General features: G+C 68.8%; 17 protein-coding genes. 10 read left to right on the top strand and 7 right to left on the bottom strand.

The annotated features are described in order from the left end of the window. Positions 1 to 153 precede the first annotated feature (153 nt). The gene (locus AAN986_RS03880) at positions 154 to 1,917 is read left to right on the top strand and encodes a methyl-accepting chemotaxis protein (RefSeq protein WP_047218752.1); all 1,764 of its coding nucleotides are present in this window, start codon (positions 154 to 156) and stop codon (positions 1,915 to 1,917) included. An 18-nt stretch (positions 1,918 to 1,935) separates the two neighbouring features. Then, complete coding sequence (locus AAN986_RS03875) at positions 1,936 to 3,075, top strand: FecR domain-containing protein (protein ID WP_047218753.1); 1,140 nt, start codon at positions 1,936 to 1,938, stop codon at positions 3,073 to 3,075. A 54-nt stretch (positions 3,076 to 3,129) separates the two neighbouring features. Here AAN986_RS03875 and AAN986_RS03870 read toward each other — a convergent pair whose 3' ends face one another. Further along, positions 3,130 to 3,840 carry a S24 family peptidase gene (locus tag AAN986_RS03870; protein ID WP_082138106.1) on the bottom strand — a complete coding sequence of 237 codons (711 nt, stop codon included), beginning with the start codon at positions 3,838 to 3,840 and terminating at the stop codon, positions 3,130 to 3,132. 70 nt (positions 3,841 to 3,910) lie between these two features. On the opposite strand from AAN986_RS03870, the gene AAN986_RS03865 reads away from it, so the two are divergent. The 5 genes from AAN986_RS03865 (at position 3,911) to dsbG (ending at position 10,068) form a co-directional block, all read left to right on the top strand. Next, complete coding sequence (locus AAN986_RS03865; RefSeq protein ID WP_047218754.1) at positions 3,911 to 4,612, top strand: hypothetical protein; 702 nt, start codon at positions 3,911 to 3,913, stop codon at positions 4,610 to 4,612. A gap of 205 nt (positions 4,613 to 4,817) precedes the next feature. Further along, the gene (locus AAN986_RS03860; protein WP_241150391.1) at positions 4,818 to 5,450 is read left to right on the top strand and encodes a sigma-70 family RNA polymerase sigma factor; all 633 of its coding nucleotides are present in this window, start codon (positions 4,818 to 4,820) and stop codon (positions 5,448 to 5,450) included. After that, positions 5,447 to 6,508 (top strand): FecR domain-containing protein, encoded by a 1,062-nt coding sequence (locus AAN986_RS03855; RefSeq protein WP_349335574.1) that lies wholly within the window; start codon positions 5,447 to 5,449, stop codon positions 6,506 to 6,508. Before AAN986_RS03860 ends, AAN986_RS03855 begins: the two co-directional genes overlap by 4 nt. A gap of 326 nt (positions 6,509 to 6,834) precedes the next feature. Beyond that, positions 6,835 to 9,366: a TonB-dependent siderophore receptor gene (locus AAN986_RS03850; protein WP_241150392.1), complete on the top strand. Its 2,532-nt coding sequence runs from the start codon at positions 6,835 to 6,837 to the stop codon at positions 9,364 to 9,366. 99 nt (positions 9,367 to 9,465) lie between these two features. Next, the gene (dsbG, locus tag AAN986_RS03845) at positions 9,466 to 10,068 is read left to right on the top strand and encodes a thiol:disulfide interchange protein DsbG (protein WP_016448401.1); all 603 of its coding nucleotides are present in this window, start codon (positions 9,466 to 9,468) and stop codon (positions 10,066 to 10,068) included. Here dsbG and AAN986_RS03840 read toward each other — a convergent pair. Genes AAN986_RS03840 through AAN986_RS03830 form a run of 3 tightly spaced genes read right to left on the bottom strand, consistent with a single transcriptional unit; the run spans position 10,014 to position 15,948 of the window. Further along, positions 10,014 to 11,504: an efflux transporter outer membrane subunit gene (locus AAN986_RS03840; protein WP_349335573.1), complete on the bottom strand. Its 1,491-nt coding sequence runs from the start codon at positions 11,502 to 11,504 to the stop codon at positions 10,014 to 10,016. The genes dsbG and AAN986_RS03840 overlap by 55 nt on opposite strands. 5 nt (positions 11,505 to 11,509) lie before the next feature. Beyond that, a complete protein-coding gene (locus AAN986_RS03835; protein ID WP_349335572.1) occupies positions 11,510 to 14,692 on the bottom strand; it encodes a multidrug efflux RND transporter permease subunit in 3,183 nt (1,060 codons plus the stop codon). Positions 14,693 to 14,718: 26 nt separating this feature from the next. Further along, a complete protein-coding gene (locus tag AAN986_RS03830; protein ID WP_047218761.1) occupies positions 14,719 to 15,948 on the bottom strand; it encodes an efflux RND transporter periplasmic adaptor subunit in 1,230 nt (409 codons plus the stop codon). 137 nt (positions 15,949 to 16,085) lie between these two features. On the opposite strand from AAN986_RS03830, the gene AAN986_RS03825 reads away from it, so the two are divergent. The 3 genes from AAN986_RS03825 (at position 16,086) to AAN986_RS03815 (ending at position 17,869) form a co-directional block, all read left to right on the top strand. Continuing rightward, on the top strand, positions 16,086 to 16,667 hold the full coding sequence (locus AAN986_RS03825) for a TetR/AcrR family transcriptional regulator (protein ID WP_047218762.1): 582 nt from the start codon (positions 16,086 to 16,088) through the stop codon (positions 16,665 to 16,667). A 116-nt stretch (positions 16,668 to 16,783) separates the two neighbouring features. Next, a complete protein-coding gene (locus AAN986_RS03820) occupies positions 16,784 to 16,942 on the top strand; it encodes a hypothetical protein (RefSeq protein ID WP_156179875.1) in 159 nt (52 codons plus the stop codon). 12 nt (positions 16,943 to 16,954) lie between these two features. Next, positions 16,955 to 17,869 carry a LysR family transcriptional regulator gene (locus AAN986_RS03815; RefSeq protein ID WP_012207657.1) on the top strand — a complete coding sequence of 305 codons (915 nt, stop codon included), beginning with the start codon at positions 16,955 to 16,957 and terminating at the stop codon, positions 17,867 to 17,869. Here AAN986_RS03815 and acnD read toward each other — a convergent pair. From acnD to AAN986_RS03800, 3 genes are all read right to left on the bottom strand, one after another. After that, complete coding sequence (gene acnD / locus AAN986_RS03810) at positions 17,857 to 20,484, bottom strand: Fe/S-dependent 2-methylisocitrate dehydratase AcnD (protein WP_047218763.1); 2,628 nt, start codon at positions 20,482 to 20,484, stop codon at positions 17,857 to 17,859. The two genes, AAN986_RS03815 and acnD, sit on opposite strands and share 13 nt — an antisense overlap. A 61-nt stretch (positions 20,485 to 20,545) precedes the next feature. Beyond that, on the bottom strand, positions 20,546 to 21,733 hold the full coding sequence (prpC, locus tag AAN986_RS03805) for a 2-methylcitrate synthase (protein ID WP_047218764.1): 1,188 nt from the start codon (positions 21,731 to 21,733) through the stop codon (positions 20,546 to 20,548). Next, a complete protein-coding gene (locus AAN986_RS03800; RefSeq protein ID WP_012207660.1) occupies positions 21,730 to 22,128 on the bottom strand; it encodes an acyl-CoA thioesterase in 399 nt (132 codons plus the stop codon). The genes prpC and AAN986_RS03800 overlap by 4 nt, the downstream gene beginning before the upstream one ends. Positions 22,129 to 22,219: the final 91 nt, after the last annotated feature.

The following is a 22,219-nucleotide window of genomic DNA, read 5'->3' as shown; positions in this document are numbered from 1 at the left end:
TGCACGGGAAGCGCAGCGGTGACGCTGAACCGATGCCTCGTCTGAATTTGTCACTTCTCATGGAAATTTAACAATTTTCAAAGGGCTTTTATCAAATTAATCACTTACTCTTTGATAAAAACTGATACTTGCACCATCTACCTGGAAAGCGCCATGAATCTCCGCACCTGGACCGTCAAGACCAAGCTCTACGCCGCCTTCACCGCCCTGGCTCTGCTGGTCGCGCTGGTTTCCGTATCCGCCCTGCAGGCGCTGGACGATGCCAACCGCAACCTGACCCGGTTCGTCGATGGCGTGAACGCCCGTGCCCAACTGGCCGAACAGGTGCGCGCAGCCGTGGACAGCCGTGCCATCGCGGCGCGCAACCTGGTGCTGGTGAACACGCCAGCCGACCTGGAGCTGGAAAAAGCGGCCGTGTACGCCGCCCATGCCGAGGTCAAGAACCGGCTGGACCAGCTCAAGGCCCTGGTGGCCGCGCCCGGGGTGGGTGAGGAGGCACGCGCCCTGGTCGCCCGCATCGACCAGATAGAGCAGCGCTACGGCCCGGTGGCGCTGGACATCGTCGCGCTGGCGCTGCGCCAGCAACGGGACGAGGCCATTGCCAAGATGAACAGCGAGTGCCGGCCGCTGCTGGCCCAGCTGATCGCGGCCACCGACGAGTACAGCCGGCTCACGCGCCAGCACGCCCAGGACATGGTGGAGCAGGCCACGCAGTCCTATGTGCAGCAACGCAACATGCAGATCGGCATGAGCGCGGTCGCCTTCGTGCTGGCCCTGCTCATGGGCCGGCTGATCGCACGCGGCCTGACACGCGCGCTGGGCGCCGAGCCGGCCCAGCTCGGTGAAGTCGCCCGCCAGATAGCCGACGGCAACCTCGACCCCGGACTGCTGCGCAGCGAAGCGCCCGCCGGCAGCGTGCAGGCCTCGCTCAACGCCATGCACCAGAGCCTGGCCAGCGTGGTCAGCGACGTGCGCAACAACGCCGACAGCGTGGCCGTGGCCAGCGAGCAGATCGCCAAGGGCAATGCCGACCTGAGCCGCCGCACCGAGCAGCAGGCCAGCGCGCTGCAGCAGACGGCGGCCTCCATGGACGAGCTGTCCTCCACCGTGCAGCAGAACGCGGACAACGCGCGCCAGGTCAACCAGCTCGCGCTCGGCGCCAGCCAGGTGGCGGTCAAGGGCGGCACCGTGGTGCAGGAAGTCGTCGGCGCCATGCAGGACATCCATGCCAGCTCGCGCCAGATCGGCGACATCGTGGGCGTGATCGACTCCATCGCCTTCCAGACCAACATCCTCGCCCTCAATGCCGCCGTCGAAGCCGCTCGCGCCGGCGAACAGGGCAAGGGCTTTGCCGTGGTGGCCGCCGAAGTGCGCACCCTGGCCCAGCGCAGCGCGCAGGCCGCCCGCGAGATCAAGCAGCTCATCACTGACAGCGCCACGCGCGTCAGCCAGGGCGCGGAGCTGGCCGACCAGGCCGGCGCCACCATGGCCGAGGTGCTGCAATCCATACAGCGCGTGACCGACCTCATGGGCGAGATCAGCAATGCCAGCGACGAGCAAAGCGCCGGTGTGGCCCAGGTCGGGCAGGCCATGAGCCAGATGGACCAAGTCACGCAGCAAAACGCCTCGCTGGTGGAAGAAAGCGCGGCGGCGGCCTCCAGCCTCAAGTCCCAGGCCCAGCGCCTGGTGCAGGCCGTGGCCATCTTCCGCCTGGGCGACCAGGGTGGCGCGGCGCAGCAGCCGAGTTTGCAGGCGCCGCTGCCGGCGTCCGTGCCCACGCGCGCGGCCACGGCATCTGCGCTGGCGCCGGCCAGGCCGGCACCGGCACGACCCGCAGCTGGCGCGCGCCCTGCAAGCCCTGCACGCCTGGCTGCGGCCAAGCCGTCCGCCGAATCGCAGGACTGGACCAGCTTCTGAAACCGGCAAGCCGCACGCATGCGCCGCCACCGCTCCTGCACCGCGCCCCTGGACAAGGCTGCGCAGGTGCGCGAACTGGAAGAGTTCTTCCGCGGGCAAAACCCCATCGACCTCGCTGCGGCCGACTGGCACACGCGCATGGAGCAAGGCCTGACCGCCGAGGAAGAAGCCGAATTCACTGAATGGCTGGCGGCCAGCACGGCGCACGAGGCCGCCTTGCGCCACCTGGGTCAGAGCCTGGCGGCAGCGCGGTCCATTCCCCCCGAACAGGAGGCGCGCCTGCGCGCGGAGCAGGCACGCCGGCGCTCGCAGTCAGCGCCTCACGCACACCCGGAACCGGCCTCGCAGCGCCCGTCCTCCGAAGAGCGCCAAGGCTGGATCTGGTCCCGCCTGCTGCCGCGACCTGCCCTGGCGGCCCTGTGCTGCACGGTGGCCCTTGCCCTTGCCCTGGTCCTGGCCGTGGGCGTGGGCTGGCACCAGTGGCAGCAGCAGCCCACCTTCACCAGCAGCCACCTGACCCCACGCGGCCAGGCCAAGACCATCACCTTGCCGGATGGCACCGCACTGTCCCTGGATGCCGATACCCAGGCGCAGGTAACTCTGTACCGCGACCGGCGCGAGGTGCGCATCACGCAAGGGCAGATCCTGTTCGCCGTGGCGCCCGACAGCGCCAGGCCCTTTCATGTGCTGGCCGGCCCGGCGCGCGTCACCGTGGGCGGCACGCGGTTTTCCGTGCGCTATCGCGCCACGGGCATGGAGGCGGGCAGCGCCAAGGTGGCCGTGCAGGAGGGCCATGTGCGCGTGGCCGGTGCGCAAGGCGCGGCAACGCCTGCCGACCTGGTCGCTGGCCAGGCCCTGAGCGTGTCGCCTGCAGGCGTGCTCGGTCCGGTGTCGGCTGTGGCGCCCGGCAGCATTGCGCTGTGGCGCAAGGGACTGATCCGCTTCGAGAACACGCCCCTGGCCGACGCCCTGGTGGAACTGGAGCGCTACGGGCCGACCGGCCTGGTAGTGCACGACCCGGCCGTGGCGGCTCTGCGCATTGGCGGCACCTACCAGGCCAGCCGCCCCGCCGAGTTCGCACGCATGCTGGCCCAGATCCTGCCCGTCACTCTGGTGGCCGGGCCCGATGGCCAGACCGAGATTGCCGCTGCGCCCTGAGCACGGAGGCGGGGCGCCGGGGCCGCGCGGCGGTCTATCGAAACAGCTCGATCGTCAGCTTCCCCGCAGCCGGCGCCGGTGTTCGATCACCGTGCCCAGCAGAACCAGTCGGTTCCTGTCGCTGCGCAGCACGGCATGGTCTTCGTTGAGCGGTACCAGATCAAAGACCTCGATGCCGTCCTCTCCCACACCGCGCACGCGGTACTTTCTGAGCAGCACCTGCCGCTTGCCATTCCTGGCCAGCACATGGTCGCCGGGCCGGGGGCTGGCCTGCGGATCGATCAGCACGCGGTCGCTCTCGCGCAATTCGGGCGACATGGCATCGCCCTCCAGCGCAAGAAAAAACGCACCGGGCGATGCGTTGTCCTTGCCGAATTCGATGTCCAGGGTTTCAGCAGACTCGGGGAATGCGCCGTCATCTGCCAGGGCTGCAGCCTGGGCATGCGAGAGAACGGGATATTGCCGCAATCCTTTGGGAAACTCGGGCAGATTGGTGCCGGGCGTGTCCCCATCTGGAAGCAGGGCCGGCAAATCGGAAACCATCTTCACCAGCCTGGGACTGATTTCGAAAAGCGAAACCTTCAAGCCCTTGGCATACGCAATGCCCGCCTCCAGGCTGATGGGCCGGTTGCCGCTTTGGTGCTGGGAGACCATGGAGGAGCCGCCGGGAATGCCGGCCTTCTCTGCGAACTCGGCCTTGCTTTTCACAGTAGAGAGCAGGCGCTTCAGGTTCGCCGCCTCTTGCTCGGTGGTCCAAACTTTCATGTAGCGATGCTAATAATCGAAACCATTAGCAATGCTTTTCATTTTTTGATAGCTATGCTAAATTTTTCCCATGAAAAATGCAGCCAGCAAAACCCTGTTCCACCGTTTCATCCCCGGCCTGCGCTTCCACTCGTTCTGGTACTACCAGGCACGCGGCTCCACGGGCAGGGTGCGCTGGGCGCGGCTGCCCATGGTCTCCGACGCCTGTGCGCAGGCCGATCCCCATGGCGCCTGGTGGTGTGCGCAGCGGTGCGCCGCTGTTTTGGCGCAGCGGCCATGGCGGTCCATGCAACTGCCGCCCGGCCTGCCTGCGCAGCCGGATGCCCGCCAGATGGCGCATGTCCTGCAGCAATGGCTGCCGGGCTGGAGCGCTGCGCCGGCCAGCGTGCAGGTCTGTACCCACGCGCTTGAGAACGGCGGCAGTGCGCTGCTGCAGCTGCATGTCTGGGCCAGGAGCGCGCCCAGCATTCTTTGGGCCTGGGTGGTTGGGGTGGAGGTCCAGGCGCGCCAATCCCTTCAGGGGCTGGCGCCTGCGCCAGGCAACCTGCAAGCCGGGCACCTGTCGCCGCGAGCCCTGCTGATCGTTCCCTTCGGCCAGGACATGCCCTGGGCCACCGGCCATACCGCCCGGGTACGCCTGCATGCACGGGGGCCTCAACTGCGCGGGCAGCATGAAGTGGTTGCGCAGGATGGCTGCTGGTTCCAGGACAGCGGGCTGGACGCCGTGGTTCTGGAGCCGGAGCCACGGCACGGTGCCGTCCCACCCATGTAAAGCACCCCCGCACCCGCGCCAATGAGAATCAATCTCAGTACAATCGCCGCTGTTTTCAGCCAGCCCAGGCCCGGCAGCCGCTCCGGACCGCTGGCAAGCTGCCGCGCGCCGTGCCCCTGCCCTCCCCGACCACCGCCTGCCTGACCGCCGCCCGCGCCCTGCCCCGGGTGGCCGCGCCATGGCTGCCTGATGCGGGGCGGCGGCCGTGAAACGAGACCCCTTCGCCACGCAGGGCGGCATGGCACCACCCTCCGCACTGACCGCGCTGTATGCGCGCTGGCGCCAGCCGCTGGTGCGGCTGCTGCAGGGGCGCCTGGGCAGCCGAGCGCAGGCCGAGGACACGGCCCAGCAGGTGTTCACTCAGATGGCGGCCTCGGGCCGCCTGCCCGAAGAGGGCAAGGAGCAGGCCTACCTGAGCCGCGCCGCCAGCAATCTCGCCGTGGACCAGTGGCGCCGGCAGGGCGGGGCCCAGGCCCTGGCCACGGTGTCGGCTGACAACTGCGGTGATGAACTGCAGGGCCTGGCGGCCGATGACAGTCATGACCCCGTGCGCCAGGCCCAGAACCGCCAGTACCTGGCCCGCCTGGACGATGCGCTGGGCGAGCTGCCCGAGCGCCAGCGCGAGGCGTTCACGCTGCACATCATGGAAGGATTCACGCAGGAGGAAGTGGCGCAGCGCATGGACATCTCGCTGCGCATGGTGTCCCGGCATGTGAGCCGCGCCTATGCCTACTGCGAGCTGCGCCTGCAATACGGCAGCATGGAGCAGATGCAGCGCCTGCGCGCCGACGCAGCGCCACCTTCCGAACACACCCCAGGACGCGGCCCCACGCCATGAACAAGACACCGCCCCCAGGAATGGCGCCAGACACGCTGGTGGACCTGCACGAAGCCGCCGCCCAGTGGTTCACGCGCCGCCAGACGGCGGGCTGGACGGGCGCGGACGAGCGCGCGCTGGACGCCTGGCTGCAGGCGGACCCCTTTCACCGCGAGATCTTCGACAGCATGGGCCGCACGCGCCAGCTGTTCGGCCAGCTGCAGCAGGAGCGCGTGCAGGCACAGGCACAGGCACAGAAGCAGGTAAAGGCACAGCGCCCGCCGGCCCATGAGCCTGCGCGTCGGCGCACAGCGCCGTCTGCCATGCAGACCTGGCCTGGCCGCTGGCGGGCCGCCTTCGCCACGGCAGGCGTTGCCCTGTGCTGCGCCCTGCTGGTGGGCGGCTGGCATACCTGGGACAACACGGCGCGCTACACGCTGCAGATGGCGACCGGGCCGGGCGAAACGCGCGAGGTGGACCTGCCCGATGGCAGCCATGTGACTGTGAATTTCAGCAGCACGCTGCAGGTGCGCTACTACCCGCGCCGCCGCGAGGTGGTGCTGGACAGCGGCGAGGCCTTCTTCGAGGTGGCGCCGGATGCATCGCGGCCCTTCACCGTGGACTCGGGCCGCAGCCGCGTGAAGGTGGTGGGCACGGCCTTCAACGTGCGGGCTGCGCCGCCGCGCCTGGTGGTGAAGGTGCTGCGCGGCAAGGTCGAGGTGCGCGCCGACCGCGATGCCGCAGACGGGCCGGTGATGCTGCTGGGCCCGGCAAGCGGCGTGTCCATCGACCCCGTGACGGGCGGCCATGACACGGTGGCCGCGCCTGCGGACACGGTGGGCGACTGGCGCACCGGGCAGCTGCGGTTCAGGCGCACGCCGCTGGACGAGGTGGCCCGGGAGCTGTCGCGCTACCTGGGCCAGCCCGTGGTGCTGGCTTCCGAGGAACTGGGCAGCCTGCCCGTGTCGGCGTTTTTCTCCACGGCCGCGCCCGAGCCCTTCATCGAGCTGCTGCCGGACCTGATTCCCGTGCGCGTGCGCAGGCAGGCCTCGGGCGGCTGGCTGATTGCCAGGCGCTGAGCCGACCGGCGAAACCACTCTGTTTACAAATTGTTTCAAACAACCACAGCAACACAGGTTCGTGGTCTTCGCCAAAACCTCGTCTTGAACAGATAGGGACCGGATTTTTCCGGCACTCCCTCGGCTGCCAGCCAGCAGGGCCGAAGCAGGACTTCGCCCCCCAGCCAACGGCCGCAAACGCGGTGCGCCGCGCGCGCAAACCGGCGGGCTGGGCCTGGTGGCCGGGCCGGCATGGACTGGTGGGTATGCCGGGCAAGGGCCCGGGCCTGCGCGCACGGTGCGATGGGGCGCATGGGCGCCGTGCAGACATGACGCAGGATTCAAACGTGAAGCGGGCAAGACAACTGAGAGGGGCCCTGGGGGGCCAGGGACTGACGGCGCAGACGCGCCACGACCAAGCGGGAGCACAGATGTGCACGGCACGCCAGGGCGCCATGGCGCTGCTGGTGGCCGGCGCGGTGGCAGCGATGGCGCTGCCTGTTCCATCGCAAGCGCAGGTACCGGCACAGGAGGCGCGTGCGCAGCAGTTGCCGTTCGACATTGCGGCCCAGCCGCTGGCCACGGCGCTGGGTGCGTTCGGCAAGCAGTCCGGGCAGCAGGTGCTGTTCGACGAGGCCGATCTGACCGGGCGCAGCGCCCAGGCCGTCAAGGGCCGGTTCACGCCACGCCAGGCGCTGGAGCAGCTGCTGGGCGGCTCGGGCATGGCCGTGGCCACGGAGCGCAGCGGCGGCTTCACGCTCAAGCCCGCACCCCGGCCCGCGGCCGGCGCGCTGACGCTGGGCGAGGTCCACGTGACCGCGCAGGCCCTGCGCAGCACGGCCACCGAAGGCACGGGCGCCTATGCGGCGCGGGCCGTGAGCATCGGCAAGAGCGAGCAGGCGCTCAAGGACACGCCCCAATCCGTCAGCGTGGTCACCGACCAGTTGATGAGGGAGCAGAACATCACCTCGGTCTACGAGGCCCTGGCCAGCACCACGGGCATCACGCTGCTGCAAAGCCCGCAGGGCGGCAAGTACATCTATTCGCGCGGCCTGGACGTGACGGGCATGCAGTACGACGGCATTCCCGTGGAGCGCCTGTACGGCCGCGCCAGCAACTACGCAGGCAGCTCGGTCATCTATGACCGCGTGGAAGTGCTGCGCGGCGCCACGGGCCTGGTGCAGGGCGGCGGCGACCCCAGCGGCGCCGTCAACCTGGTGCGCAAGCGCCCCCTGACCGAGCCAGGCGTCAGCGTCATGGCCAAGGCCGGCTCCTGGGACCGCTATGGCGCGCAGATCGATGCCAGCGGCTCCCTCAACCAGGACGGCACGCTGCGCGGCCGCGCCGTGCTGGACCGACAGGACGAGCACTCCTTCATCGACTACGTGAACAGCAAGAACACCACGCTGTACGGCACGCTGGACTACCGGCTGTCGGCCGACACGCAGGTCAGCGTGGGCGCCAGCATCGAGAGCATAAAGGGCCGGCCCTTCATCTCGGGCCTGCCGCGCTACTCCACGGGCGCCGACATCGGCCTGCCGCGCTCCACCTTCCTGGGCGCCGACTGGAACCGCCAGGACAACAGCAACAAGGCCTTGTACGCAGACCTGTCTCACCAGTTCAACGACCGCTGGCGCGCCAAGGTCTCGGCCATCCACGTGCGCGAGGAGCTGGACATGAAGTACGCGGCCTCGCTGCGCGCGGTCAATCCCTCCACCATGCTGGGGGGCAACATCGCGGCCATGACCCAGGCGCGCATGAACGCCTCCGGCCTGGATGCCCACGTGACCGGCGACATCGATGCCTTCGGCCGCCAGCACGAGCTGGTGCTGGGCGCAACCTACAGCCGCTCGCACGCCAACCCCACCTACAACGCATTGACGGCGGCCAACCCCATCGATGTGACGGCGCCCAACGCCCACATTCCCGAGCCCAGCGATGCAGCCCTGGCAGCCGTGTTCAACGAACAACGCAGGGCCATGGTGCAGCAGGCCGGCGTCTACGGCGCGCTGCGCCTGCAGGTCAGCGATCCGCTCAAGCTGGTGGTGGGCGGACGGCTGAGCAACTACAAGAGCGACTGGGACACCTACCTGCGCAGCGCCGGCGTGCCCAGCTTCAACAGCACCCATCAGGGCAATACCCGGTTCATGCCGTTCGCGGGCGCCATCTACGCCATCAATCCGCAGTGGAACGCCTATGCCAGCTACGCCAGCATCTTCAAGCCCCAGACGCTGCTGAACGCGGCCGGCGAGAACCTCAAGCCCATCATGGGCGACACCTACGAGGTCGGCATCAAGGGCGAGCTGATGGACGGCAGGCTGAACACGTCGCTTGCGCTGTACCGCGTGAACCAGAACCACCGCGCCCAGGAGGACCTGAGCACCAGCCCCACCTGCCGCGGCGGCTACTACTGCTACACCGACACCGGCAAGGTCACCAGCCAGGGGCTGGATGCCGAGGTCAGCGGCGAGCTGGCGCGCGGCTGGAAGCTGTTCACGGGCTACACCTACAACAGCAACAAGTACGCCCAGGACCTGAACAACCAGGGCAAGAGCTTCAACACCTACACGCCGCGCCACCTGCTGCGCGCCTGGACCACCTACCAGCTGCCCGGTGAGTGGAATGCCTTCACCATAGGTGGCGGCGTCAATGCCCAAAGCTCCAACTACCGCCAGGTCGGCGCCGTGGCCGTGCATGTGCCCGGCCGCGCGGTCTGGAGCAGCTATGTGCGCTATCGCATCAACCGCCAGTGGGAAGCGTCGCTGAACTTCAACAACATGTTCGACAAGACCTACTACGTCTCCGTGGGCAATCTGCTCAACAGCAGTCACTACGGCGATCCGCGCAATGTGATGCTGACGCTGCGTGGCTCGTTCTGACGGTCGGCCAGGGGGATGCGGCGGGCAGGACGTGCTGGCAATAGACTAGCCACCCTGCGAAACCCGCTGCCCCCTATTCAACCGTTTCAAGGAGTTCCCATGCATCTTCAACGCACCGTCCTTTTTGCAGGCATGGCTGCCAGCCTCTTTCTGGCGGCGGGATGGGCCACGGCCGCAGAAGGCCCTGCCACGGCCCAGGCCCCCCAGGCCAAGGCACAGGCCGCCAAGCCGGCGGGCGACACCGTGCAAGCGCAGCTGGAGACCTCCACCTGGGTGCCCGACGGCAAGGCCGATGCGCCGCGCGTGATCTATACCTTCACCGACCCCAACTGCAAGTACTGCCACAAGTTCTGGGAGGCCGCACGCCCCTGGGTGGACGCAGGCAAGGTGCAGCTGCGCCACATCCTGGTGGGCGTGATCCGGGACGACAGCCCGGCCAAGGCCGCCGCCATCCTGCAGGCCCCGGACCGCGCGGCCGCACTGATGGAGCACGAGAAGAAGTCCGCCCAGGGCGGCATAGCGCCCGCCTTCAGCGTCAGCCCAGACGTGCGCAAGACGCTGGAGGCCCACCGCAAGCTGATGATGTCCCTGGGCTTCCGTGGCACGCCGGGCATCGTGGTGATCGACAGCCAGGGCGGCACCAAGAGCTATGGCGGCATGCCGCGCGATGCCGCCTTGCCGGAGGTGTTCGGGGCGCTGTGAGGCGGCGGCGCCGTCCAGCTGCCGCCCAGCACGCGGAACAGCTGGGCCAGCGCCAGCTGCCGCTGGGTCACGGTATCGATGTAGGCACTTTCATTGGCGAAGGCGTTGCGCTGTGCGTCCAGGTAGCGCAGATGGTCGTCCACCCCCGCCTGGTAACGGGCCTGCGCCAGCCGCAGGCTTTCGCGGCTGCTGTCGCGCAGCGCCAGGCGCGCGGCTTCCTCGCGGCGCAGCGTGTCGGTGGCGGCCAGGGCGTCGGCCACTTCGCGGAAGGCGGTCTGGATGGCCTGCTCGTAGGTTGCCACGGCCATGTCCTTGCGCAGCACGGCCAGGTCGAGGTTGGCGCGGTTGCGCCCCCCGTCGAAGAGGGGCAGCGTGACCTGGGGAGTGAACGACCAGGCGCGCTGGCCCGAGCGGAACAGGTCGGACAGATCGGCGCTGGACGATCCCAGGAAGCCGGTGAGCGAGATGCGCGGGAAGAAGGCCGCGCGCGCCGCACCAATGTCCGCGCTGCGGGCGCGCAGCCGGTGCTCGGCCGCCTGGATGTCGGGCCGGTGGATGAGCAGTTCGGAAGGCGTGCCGGCCGACAGGTCCTGCAGCAGCAGGGGTACGTCGGACGACTTTGCCGACCCTGCGGACTGTGCGGACAGGTACGGCGTCAGATCCTCCACGCCCGTCAGCAGCAGCAGGGCGTTGCCGGCCTGGCGCAGCTCGCGTTCGCTGCGCTCCACGTCGGCGCGGGCCTGGGCGGCCAGGCCCAGGGCGTCCTGGTGGTCCAGGGCCGTGGCCGTGCCCGCCTGGCGCCGCTGCGCGGTCAGGCGCAGCGAGGATTCACGGCTTTGCAGCGTGCGCTGCGCCAGTTGCAGCCGGCGCAGGGCCCCGTCGCGGGACAGGTAGGCCTGCACCACTTCGGCACCCAGGCTGATGCGGGCGGCGCGCGCGGCCTCTTCGGTGGCCAGGTACTCGCCCAGGGCGGCTTCGGACAGGTTGCGCACACGGCCGAACAGGTCCAGTTCGAAGGCGGCCAGCCCCAGGCCGGCCTGCCAGCTGCCCTGCACCTGCGGCTGGCCCGTGGCATTCATGTCGCCCGGCAGGCGCTGGCGCGTGCCGCCGCCCTGCAGGCCCACGCCGGGCAGGCGGTCGGCGCGCTGCACCTGGTACAGGGCGCGTGCCGCCTCCACGTTGAGCAAGGTCTGGCGCAGGTCGCGGTTGTGGGCCTGGGCCAGGTCCACCAGCTGGCGCAGCTGGCGGTCGGCGATGAAGCTGTTCCAGTCCAGCGTGGCCGCCGACGAGGACAGCACGGGCGCGGCATCCTGTTGCGGCCACTGCGTGGGAATGGGCGCCTGCGGACGCTGGTGGACCGGGGCGAGGGAGCAGCCGGCCAGCACCAGGCTGGCGGCCAGCGCACACAGGGCGCGTGGGAAGAAGTGCATGGACATGGCGCTTACTCTGTGGAGGTTGCCGGGGCCTGCAGGGCAGGCGGGGTGCCGGCCGGCGCCTTGCGCCGGAACAGGGACAGCACCCAGACGAAGAAGACGGGAACGAAGACCACCCCCAGCAGCGTGGCCGACAGCATGCCGCCGATCACGCCGAAGCCGATGGCGGCCTGGCTGGAGGCGCCCGCGCCCGAGGCCAGCGCCAGCGGTACCACGCCCAGGATGAAGGCCAGCGAGGTCATGACGATGGGCCGAAAGCGCAGCCGTGCCGCCTGCAGCGCGGCCTGGGCCAGGCTGTGCCCCTGCGCATGCAGGTCCTTGGCGAACTCCACGATCAGGATGGCGTTCTTGGCCGCCAGGCCGATGATGGTGATCAGGCCCACCTTGAAGTACACGTCGTTGGACAGGCCCACGGCCGAGGTGGCCAGCACCGATCCCAGCGCGCCTATGGGCACGATCAGCATCACGGCGGCGGGAATGCTCCAGCTCTCGTACAGGGCCACCAGCAGCAGGAACACCACCACGATGGCCAGCGCGAACAGCTTGGGCGCCTGGGCACCGGCGGCTTTCTCCTGGAAGGACAGGGCCGTCCACTCGTAGCCGATGCCGCGCGGCATCTCGGCCATGATGCGTTCCAGCTCGGCCATGGCCTCGCCCGTGGTGTGGCCGGGCCTAGCATCGCCCGAGATGCGGAAGGCCGGATAGCCGTTGTAGCGCGAGATCTGCACCGGCCCGCTTTCCCAGCGCACCGTGGCAAAGGCCGACAGCGGCACCTGCTGGCCGGCGGCGTTGGGCACGTGCAGGCGCAGGATGTCCTCGGGCCGCGCGCGGGCCTGGGCATCGGCCTGCACCACCACGCGCTGCAGGCGGCCCGCGTTGGGGAACTCGTTGATCACGGCCGAGCCGTAGGCCGTGGACAGGGCCGTGTTGATGGCGCTGAAATCCACGCCCTGGGCCTGCGCCTTGCGCCGGTCGATGTCCAGCCGCAGCTGGGGCGCATCCTCCAGGTTTTCCATCATGGCGTAGGCAATGATGGGCGAGGCATTGGCCTTGGCCAGCAGCTGGTCGCGCGCGGCGATCAGCGCCTCGCGGCCCAGGCTGGCGCGGTCCTGCAGGCGCAGCGCAAAGCCGCCGGAGTTGCCCAGGCCGTCGATGGGCGGCGGGTCCACGGCCATGACGGTGCCGTCGGACAGGCTGGCAAAGCGCTGGTTGAAGGCCTGCACCTCGTCCCACGATGCCTGCCCGGCGCCGCGCACCGACCAGTCCTTGAGCGTGACGAAGGCCAGGGCCGCGTTCTGCCCCATGCCTGAGAAGCTGTAGCCCATCAGGAACTCGGCCTGGGCCGTGGCGGGGCGGCTCTGAACATAGTCCTCCATGTCCTTGACCATGGCCTTGGTGCGCTCCGTGGTGGCGCCCGGCGGCAGCTGCACGCCGACGATGTAGTAGCCCATGTCCTCGTAGGGCACGAAGGATTCGGGCATGCGCGTGTACGCCACGCCCAGCCCGGCCACGATGGCGGCATACACCAGCATGCAGCGCCCGGCGCGGCGCACCAGCCGCTGGTTGAGCAGGTCGAAGCGCTCGGTCAGCGCCGCGAAGCGGCGGTTGAACCAGCCGAAGAAGCCCTTGCGCTCGGCGTGGTGGCCCTTGGCAACGGGCTTGAGCAGTGTGGCGCACAGCGCCGGCGTGAAGGTCAGCGCCAGCAGGCCCGAGAACAGGATGGACACGGCCAGCGACAGCGAGAACTGCCGGTAGATCACGCCCACCGAGCCGCTCATGAAGGCCAGCGGCAGGAACACCGCCACCAGCACCAGGGTGATGCCGACGATGGCGCCCGAGACCTGCTGCATGGCCTTGACCGTGGCGGCCAGCGGGGACAGCCCCTCCTCGGCCATGAGGCGCTCCACGTTCTCCACCACCACGATGGCGTCGTCCACCAGGATGCCGATGGCCAGCACCATGCCGAACATGGTCATCATGTTCACCGAAAAGCCCAGCGCATACATCACGCCCAGGGTGCCGGCCAGGCACACGGGCACGACGATGGTGGGAATCAGCGTGTAGCGCAGGTTCTGCAGGAACAGCCACATCACCAGGAACACCAGCGCCACGGCCTCCACCAGGGTCTGGATGACCTTGCCGATGGCCACTTCCACGAAGCGCGAGGTGTCATAGGGCACGGCGTACTGGATGCCGGCAGGGAAGTTCTGCGACAGCTCGGCCAGGCGCGCCTTGACGGCCTTGGCGGTCTGCATGGCGTTGGCCCCGGGCGCCAGCTGCACGGCGGCGGCCACGCCCTGGCGGCCGTCCTCGCGCGAGGAAAAGCTGTAGTCCAGCTGGCCCACCTCCAGCCGCGCCACATCGGCCAGGCGCACGGCCGAGCCATCGGCCCTGGCACGCAGCACGATCTGTCCGAACTCCTCGGGCGAGGCCAGCGTGCCCTTGACGGCAATGGTGGCGCTCAGCTCCTGGCCGGGCCCTGCGGGCGAGGCGCCAAAGCTGCCGGCCGGCACCTGCGCGTTCTGGGCGGCGATGGCCGCGTTCACGTCCGCCACCGACAGGCCGTAGCCCAGCAGCTTGTTCGGATCAACCCACACGCGCATGGCCACATCGGCCGCGAAGAACTGCACCTTGCCCACGCCGGGCACGCGGCGGATCTCGTTGTTGATGTTGCGCACGGCGTAGTCGGACAGGGCCACCTCGCTGTTGCCGCTGTTGCCGCTGTTGCCGCTGCCGCCGCTGCCGCCGCTGCCGTCCTTGTAGGTCAGCGAGTAGATCATCAGGAAGTTGGCGCTGGCCTGCTCGACCTGCAGGCCCATCTGCATCACGGACGCGGGCAGGCGCGCCTCGGCCTTTTTGATGCGGTTTTGCACCTCCACCTGGGCCAGCGCGGGCTCGGTGCCCGGAGCGAAGGTGGCCGTGATCTCGGCCAGGCCCGTGGAGCCGCTGGAGGAGTCGAAGTACAGCAGCCCCTTGGTGCCGTTGAGCTCCTCCTCGATGACGCTGGTCACCGACTCCATCACCGTGGTGGCGGAGGCGCCCGGGTAGTTGGCGGTGATCGAGATCTGCGGCGGCGCCACGTTGGGAAACTGGGAGACGGGCAGCGCCGGTATGGCCAGCAGCCCGGCGAGCATGATGAAGATGGCCACCACCCAGGCGAAGTTGGGGCGGTTGATGAAGAACTTGGACATGGTCTATTCCTTGGGCACGCGCCGGCTCAGTCGCTGGACGTGGCGGAGCTGCCGGAGGCGCTGAAGGTGCCGGACAGCCCCGCCGTAGGGGAGGCCGCGGCATCGGAAAGGGCCGTGACCTGAACCCGCGCCCCGGGCTGCAGGCCCGCCATGCGGCCCACCACCACGCGCTCGCCGCCCTTGAGGCCTGCGCTGATCTGCCACTGCGCGCCATGCATGGCCGCGGTCTGCACGGGGCGCATCTGCAGCGTGTCCTGGTCATCCACCACCAGCACGTGGGCCTGCCCGTCGGTGCTGCGCTGCACGGCCCGCTGCGGCACCAGGATGGCGGCAGGGTCCACGCCCTGGCCCACGGTCACGCGCACATACATGCCGGGCAGCAGCATGCCGTCGCGGTTGTCGAAGCGCCCGCGCAGCGCCATCTGGCCCGTGCCGCGGTCCACCGTCACATCCGAGAACAGCAGCCGCCCCGTGCGCTGCAGGCCCGTGCCGTCCACCTTCAGGGAGACCGGCGTGCCGTCCTTGCCCGCCGTCTGTGCCAGGCGGCCCTCGGCCAGGGCAGCGCGCAGGCGCTGGGCTTCGGCCACGGGCTGCTGGAAGTCGGCATAGACCGGGTCGAGCTGCTGGACCAGCGCCATGGGCGTGGCCTCGCCCTGGCCCACCAGGGCGCCCTCGGTGACCAGTGCACGGCCGATGCGGCCCGCGATCGGAGCCCTGACCGTGGCGTATTCCAGGTTCAGGGCGGCCGCCCGCACCTCGGCCTGGGCGGACTGGCGCGCGGCCTGGGCCGCCTGCAGGCGGGCCTGCATGGCCTCGAAGTCCTGGCGGCTGACCGCCTCCTGCGCCACCAGCGGCGCGTTGCGGCCGACGACGGCACGCGCATCGAGCAGGGCCGCCTCGGCGCTGGCCAGCTGGCCCTGGGCGCGGGACAGGGCGGCGCGCAGGGGCGCCGGGTCGATCTGGAACAGCACCTGGCCGGCCCGGACGTCGGCGCCTTCCTCGAAATGGCGGCGCAGCACGATGCCGGCCACCCGCGCACGCACCTCGGCCACGCGTACGGGCTCGATACGGCCCGGCAGCTCGCTGGACAGGGCCAGCGGCGCGGGCTGCACGGTGACGGCCTGCACCACCGGCAGCGCGTCACCCGCTGCGGCCGGAGCCTCGTTGCGGCCGCAGCCCGCTACCAGGGCGGCCAGGGCGGCCAGCACCAGGGCCGCCAGCGGCAGGCCACGTCGCTTGTTCAGACGCATGCTCATGTTCACAACCTGATTGAGTTCGATACGAAGGCCGCGATGGTACATATCCGAATCAAATGAGTCAACATCGATTCATTTGATTCTTTGAAACATCAACAGATAAAATCCATGCACTTTCCAAGGAGGCATGACAAGCGATGACGAGCACCAAGCAAGAGGACGAAGGCAAGCTGCTGGGCGCACTGGCACTGGCGCTGCTGGACGATCCCAAGGCCAATCTGCAGGAGCTGGCACGCGCCATCGGCATCAGCAAGGCCACGCTCTACCGCTTCTGCCCCACGCGCGACCAGCTCATCGACCGGCTCATAGGGCATGCGGCCGACACCCTGTCGCGCGCCATGCACGCGGCCGAGCTGGAGCGCCACGCGCCGCTGGAGGCGCTGCGCCGCCTCACCGCCCACTGCCAGGACCACCAGACGCTGCTGCTGTTCCTGATGTATTTCTGGCGCTCCGACATCTCGGTGGTCGGCCAGATAGAGAGCGAATGGGTGGCGGCCATGGATGCCTTTTTCCTGCGCGGCCAGCAGGCCGGCGTGTTCCGCATCGACATCACGGCAGCGGCGATGACCGAGCTGTGGCTTTCCATGGCCGTGGGCCTGCTGGATGCGGAGCGGCGCGGCCGTGTTGCGCGGGCCAGCGTGGCGGCCGTGATGGAGCAGTCCTTCCTGCACGGCGCCCTGCAGCCCGGCGCCCTGCAGCCCGGCGCACCGGCTGCGTAGCGCGCCGGCCCGTCGGGAACTGGCCCACAATGTGCGCGATCTGCGCCAGCGGAGCTGGCCCGGCCGGCATTGCGCGTCCTGATGCCCGCCCCATAACCGGAACTGGAAGAACAGCCATGAACCCCTTGAGCAACAACAAACGGATCGAAGAGTTGAGCACGCAGGCCATCACGGCGTTTGACATGGAAACGCGCTTTCGCACGCTGGCTGCCAGTGGCGATGCCAAGCAGGCACTGGACATACTGGCACGACTGGACAGCCAGGATCCGCGTTGAGGCCGAGGCTGCATGCTCGAACGCACCCACCTCGCCATCGTCCGTGAAGTCGAAAAACAGGGCTCGCTTACGGCGGCGGCCGGCGTGCTGTGCGTGACGCAGTCGGCGTTGAGCCACAGCATGAAGAAGCTGGAGCAGCAGCTGGGCACGGACATCTGGCTGCGCGAAGGCCGCAGCCTGCGCTTGACGCAGGCCGGCCAGTACCTGCTGGCCGTGGCCCAGCGCGTGCTGCCCCAGCTGGACCTGGCCGAGGAGCGGCTGCGCCAGTTCGCCCAGGGCGAGCGCGGCGCGCTGCGCATCGGCATGGAGTGCCATCCCTGCTACCAGTGGCTGCTCAAGATCGTCGCACCCTATCTGGCGAGCTGGCCCGATGTGGATGTGGATGTGAAGCAGAAATTCCAGTTCGGCGGCATCGGCGCGCTGTTCGGCTACGAGATCGACCTGCTGGTCACGCCCGATCCGCTGTTCAAGACGGGCCTGGAGTTCGTGCCCGTGTTCGACTACGAGCAGGTGCTGGTGGTCTCCAGCGCGCATGCGCTGGCAGGGGCCGATTTCGTGGAGGCAGCCCAGCTCGCGCCCGAGGTGCTGATCACCTATCCCGTGCCCATGGACCGGCTGGACATCTACAACCAGTTCCTCATGCCGGCAGGCATCACGCCGCGCCGCCAGAAGGCCATAGAGACCACGGACATCATGATGCAGATGGTCGCCAGCGGCCGGGGCGTGGCGGCCCTGCCGCGCTGGCTGGTGCAGGAGTACGCGGGCAAGCTGGACGTGGTGCCCGTGCGCCTGGGCGCCAAGGGCATTGCCAAGCAGATCTTCCTGGGCGCGCGCGTGGCGGACCTGCAGACCGACTATCTGCAGGCCTTCATCGAGCTGGCGCGACAGCCGCTGGCCGCTGGCGCGCCCCCTGCTCAGGCTGCCTGAGCCTGCGCCAGGAAGTCCTGGGCAAAGCGCTGCAGCACGCCGCCGGCCTCGTAGACCGATACCTCCTCGGCCGTGTCCAGCCGGCAGGTCACGGCCACGCGCAGCGTCTGGCCGTTGCGGCGTTCGACCACCAGCGTGAGTTGGGTGCCCGGCGTGCGCTCGCCTTCCACGCCATAGATCTCCGTGCCGTCCAGGGCCAGGGTCTTGCGGTCGGTGCCCGGCCCGAACTGCAGCGGCAGCACGCCCATGCCGATGAGGTTGGTGCGGTGGATGCGCTCGAAGCCTTCGGCCACCACGGCCTCGACTCCGGCCAGGCGCACTCCCTTGGCGGCCCAGTCGCGGCTGGAGCCCTGGCCGTAGTCGGCGCCCGCGATGATGATCAGCGGCTGGCGCCGGTTCAGGTAGGTTTCCATGGCCTCCCACATGCGCACCACGCGGCCTTCGGGCTCGATGCGCGCCAGCGAGCCCTTGTGCTGCACGCCGTCGATGACGGCCATCTCGTTGACCAGTTGCGGGTTGGCGAAGGTGGCCCGCATGGCGGTGAGGTGATCGCCGCGGTGGGTGGCGTAGGAGTTGAAGTCCTCCTCGGGCAGGCCCATGCGCGCCAGGTATTCGCCCGCGGCGCTGTCGGCCAGGATGGCGTTGGAGGGCGACAGGTGGTCGGTGGTGATGTTGTCGGGCAGCAGGGCCAGCGGCCGCATGTTGCGCAGCGTGCGCGGGAAGGCCGCCAGTGCCCCCACGCCTTCGGTGTCCCAGTACGGCGGGCGGCGGATGTAGGTGGACTGGGGGCGCCAGTCGTACTGGGGCGAGGCCTTGTCTCCGTCGTCCTTGCGGATGGCGAACATGGGTTCGTAGACTGCGCGGAATTGCTCCGGACGCACGGCGCGCTCGACGATGGCGTCGATCTCCTCGTCGGAGGGCCACAGGTCCTTGAGGCAGATTTCGCGGCCGTCCACCACGCCCAGCACATCCTGCTCGATGTCGAAGCGCACCGTGCCCGCCAGCGCATAGGCCACGACCAGCGGCGGCGAGGCCAGGAAGGCTTGCTTGGCCTGGGGATGGATGCGCCCGTCGAAGTTGCGGTTGCCCGAGAGCACGGCCGTGGCGTAGAGGTCGCGCTCGATGATTTCCTGCTGGATGGCGGGGTCCAGTGCGCCGCTCATGCCGTTGCAGGTGGTGCAGGCAAAGGCGACGATGCCAAAGCCCAGCTGCTCCAGCTCGGTGAGCAGCCCAGCCTCCTTCAGATACAGCTCCACGGCCTTGGAGCCCGGCGCCAGCGAGGATTTGACCCAGGGCTTGCGCGTGAGACCCAGGCGATTGGCATTGCGCGCCAGCAAGGCGGCGGCGATGACATTGCGCGGGTTGCTGGTGTTGGTGCAGCTGGTGATGGCGGCGATGATGACGGCCCCATCGGGCATCAGGCCTTGCGCCTCCTGGGCGCGGGCGGCCTGCAGTTTTGCCGCATCGGCAATGCCGCGCTCGGCCAGTGCCGAGGTGGGCAGGCGTCGGTGCGGATTCGAGGGGCCGGCCATGTTGCGCACCACGGTGGACAGGTCGAACTGCAGCACGCGCTCGTACCGGGCATCGGCCAGGCTGTCGCTCCAAAAACCTGCGGTGCGCGCATAGGCCTCGACCAGGCGCACCTGGGCCTCGTCGCGGCCGGTCAGGCGCAGGTAGGCCAGCGTCTGGTCATCAATGGAGAACATGGCCGCCGTGGCGCCGTATTCGGGGCACATGTTGGAGATGGTGGCGCGGTCGCCAATGCTCAGGCTGTCGGCGCCCTCGCCAAAGAATTCCACATAGGCCCCGACAACTTTTTGCTGGCGCAGGAATTCGGTCAGGGCCAGCACGATGTCGGTGGCGGTGATGCCGCTCTGTCGCCGGCCCGTGAGGCGCACGCCCACGATCTCGGGCAGGCGCATCCAGCAGGCGCGGCCCAGCATGACGTTCTCGGCCTCCAGCCCACCCACGCCCACGGCGATCACGCCCAAGGCATCGACATGGGGCGTGTGCGAGTCGGTGCCAACACAGGTGTCCGGGAAGGCCAGACCATCCTGCACAGTGACCACGGGGGACATTTTTTCCAGATTGATCTGGTGCATGATCCCGTTCCCTGCGGGGATCACATCCACGTTGGCAAAGGCTTTTTTTGTCCACTCGATGAAGTGGAAACGGTCCTCGTTGCGGCGGTCCTCGATGGCGCGGTTCTTCGCAAAGGCGTCGGGATCGAAGCCGCCGCACTCCACGGCCAGCGAGTGGTCCACGATGAGCTGCACGGGAACGACGGGGTTGACCTGGGCGGGGTCGCCGCCTTCGGCCGCAATGGCGTCGCGCAGACCGGCCAGGTCCACCAGGGCGGTCTGGCCCAGGATGTCGTGGCAGACCACGCGCACGGGGTACCAGGGAAAGTCGATGTCGCGGCGGCGCTCGATGAGCTGCAGCAGGTAGCTGTCCAGCTGCGCGGGATCGGCGCGGCGCACGAGGTTCTCGGCGTGGACGCGGGCGGTGTAGGGCAGGCGTGCCCAGGCGCCGGGCGAGAGGGCATCGACGGCGGCGCGGGCGTCGATGTAGTGCAGCGTGGTGCCGGGCAGGGGTTTCTTGTGGGTGTGGTTCATGGGGCGGATGCAATGCGGGCGGGCCTGCAGCCCGCCCGCCTAGGTTCAGGACAGCTGCGGCTCAGGCGCGCGCATCGAGGGGCACGAACTTCTGGTCATCCGGCCCCGTGTAGTTGGCACTGGGGCGGATGATCTTGTTGTCCTGGCGCTGCTCGATCACGTGCGCGGCCCACCCGCTGGTGCGCGCGATCACGAACAGCGGCGTGAACATGGCCGTGGGCACGCCCATCATGTGGTAGCTGACGGCGCTGAACCAGTCCAGGTTGGGGAACATCTTCTTGACCTCCCACATCACCGATTCCAGCCGGTCGGCAATGTCGTACATGCGGGTGGTTCCCGCCTCGTCGGACAGGCGCTTGGCCACGCCCTTGATGACCACGTTGCGCGGGTCGCTGACGGTGTAGACCGGGTGGCCGAAGCCGATCACCACTTCCTTGGCATCGACGCGGCGGCGGATGTCGGCCTCGGCCTCGTCGGGCGTGTCGTAGCGCTTCTGGATCTCGAAGGCCACCTCGTTGGCGCCGCCATGCTTGGGGCCGCGCAGCGCGCCGATGGCGCCCGCGATGGAGGAATACATATCGCTGCCCGTGCCCGCGATCACGCGCGCCGTGAAGGTGGAGGCGTTGAACTCATGCTCTGCATAGAGGTTGAGCGAGGTGTGCATGGCGCGCACCCAGCCTTCGGACGGCCGGTGGCCGTGCAGCAGGTGCAGGAAGTGGCCGCCGATGGAGTCGTCATCGGTCTCCACCTCGATGCGCCGGCCCGAATTGCTCCAGTGGTACCAGTACAGCAGCATGGAGCCCAGGCTGGCCATGAGCCGGTCGGCGATGTCGCGGGCACCCGCCAGGTTGTGGTCGTCCTTTTCGGGCAGCACGCAGCCCAGGGCCGAGACGCCGGTGCGCATCACGTCCATCGGGTGGGCGCCCGCTGGCAGTTGCTCCAGCGCCTGCCTGACGCTGGCCGGCAGGCCGCGCAGCGCCTGCAATTTGGTCTTGTAGGCCTGCAGTTCGGGGCGCGTGGGCAGCTTGCCGTGCACCAGCAGATGGGCGATCTCCTCGAACTCGCAGACCTCGGCAATGTCCAGGATGTCGTAGCCGCGATAGTGCAGGTCGTTGCCCGAGCGGCCCACGGTGCACAGCGCCGTGTTGCCGGCGGTCACGCCCGACAGGGCCACGGACTTCTTGGGCTTGAATGCGGACGCAGATGGAGCACTTGGCGCAGATGGCGCGTCGATGATCGTGGTACTCATGGAAGGGTCTCCTGGTTCAGATAGGAATGGGCAATGGCGGCAGGAAGGCCGTTGTGGTCGACAGCCACCATCTCGAACAGGCCCTTGAGCACGTCCTCGCAGGCAATGCCCGGCGCCTGGGCCGACGCGGTGACGCAGACCGTCATGGAGCTGCGCCCCACCCGGCTGACCCAGCCGCGCAGGACGATCTCGTGGCCCACGGGCACGGGCGCCAGGAAGTCGATGCCGGTGACGGCTGCCATCACGACCTCACGCTGCGCCAGGCTGCGCGCTGCCAGAAAGGCGGCCTTGGCCATGAGCTGCAGGCCCTGGCCTGCGAACAGCGTGCCGTGGTGGTTGGCCAGCGCGGGCAATACCAGTTCGCGCAGCTCGGCGGTTCCAGCAGGTGTTGTCATGCTTCGCAATCTACGCAAAATAGCGGCTCAGCCATAGGGCTGAAAAGGCGAATTCTTGCGAAACGAAACCCACGATATTGCGAATTCTGCG

It is taken from the genome of Delftia sp. DS1230 (genome assembly GCF_040112715.1).
Taxonomy (GTDB): Bacteria; Pseudomonadota; Gammaproteobacteria; order Burkholderiales; family Burkholderiaceae_C; genus Comamonas; species Comamonas tsuruhatensis.
This window is presented reverse-complemented; position numbering and strand designations above follow the sequence as displayed.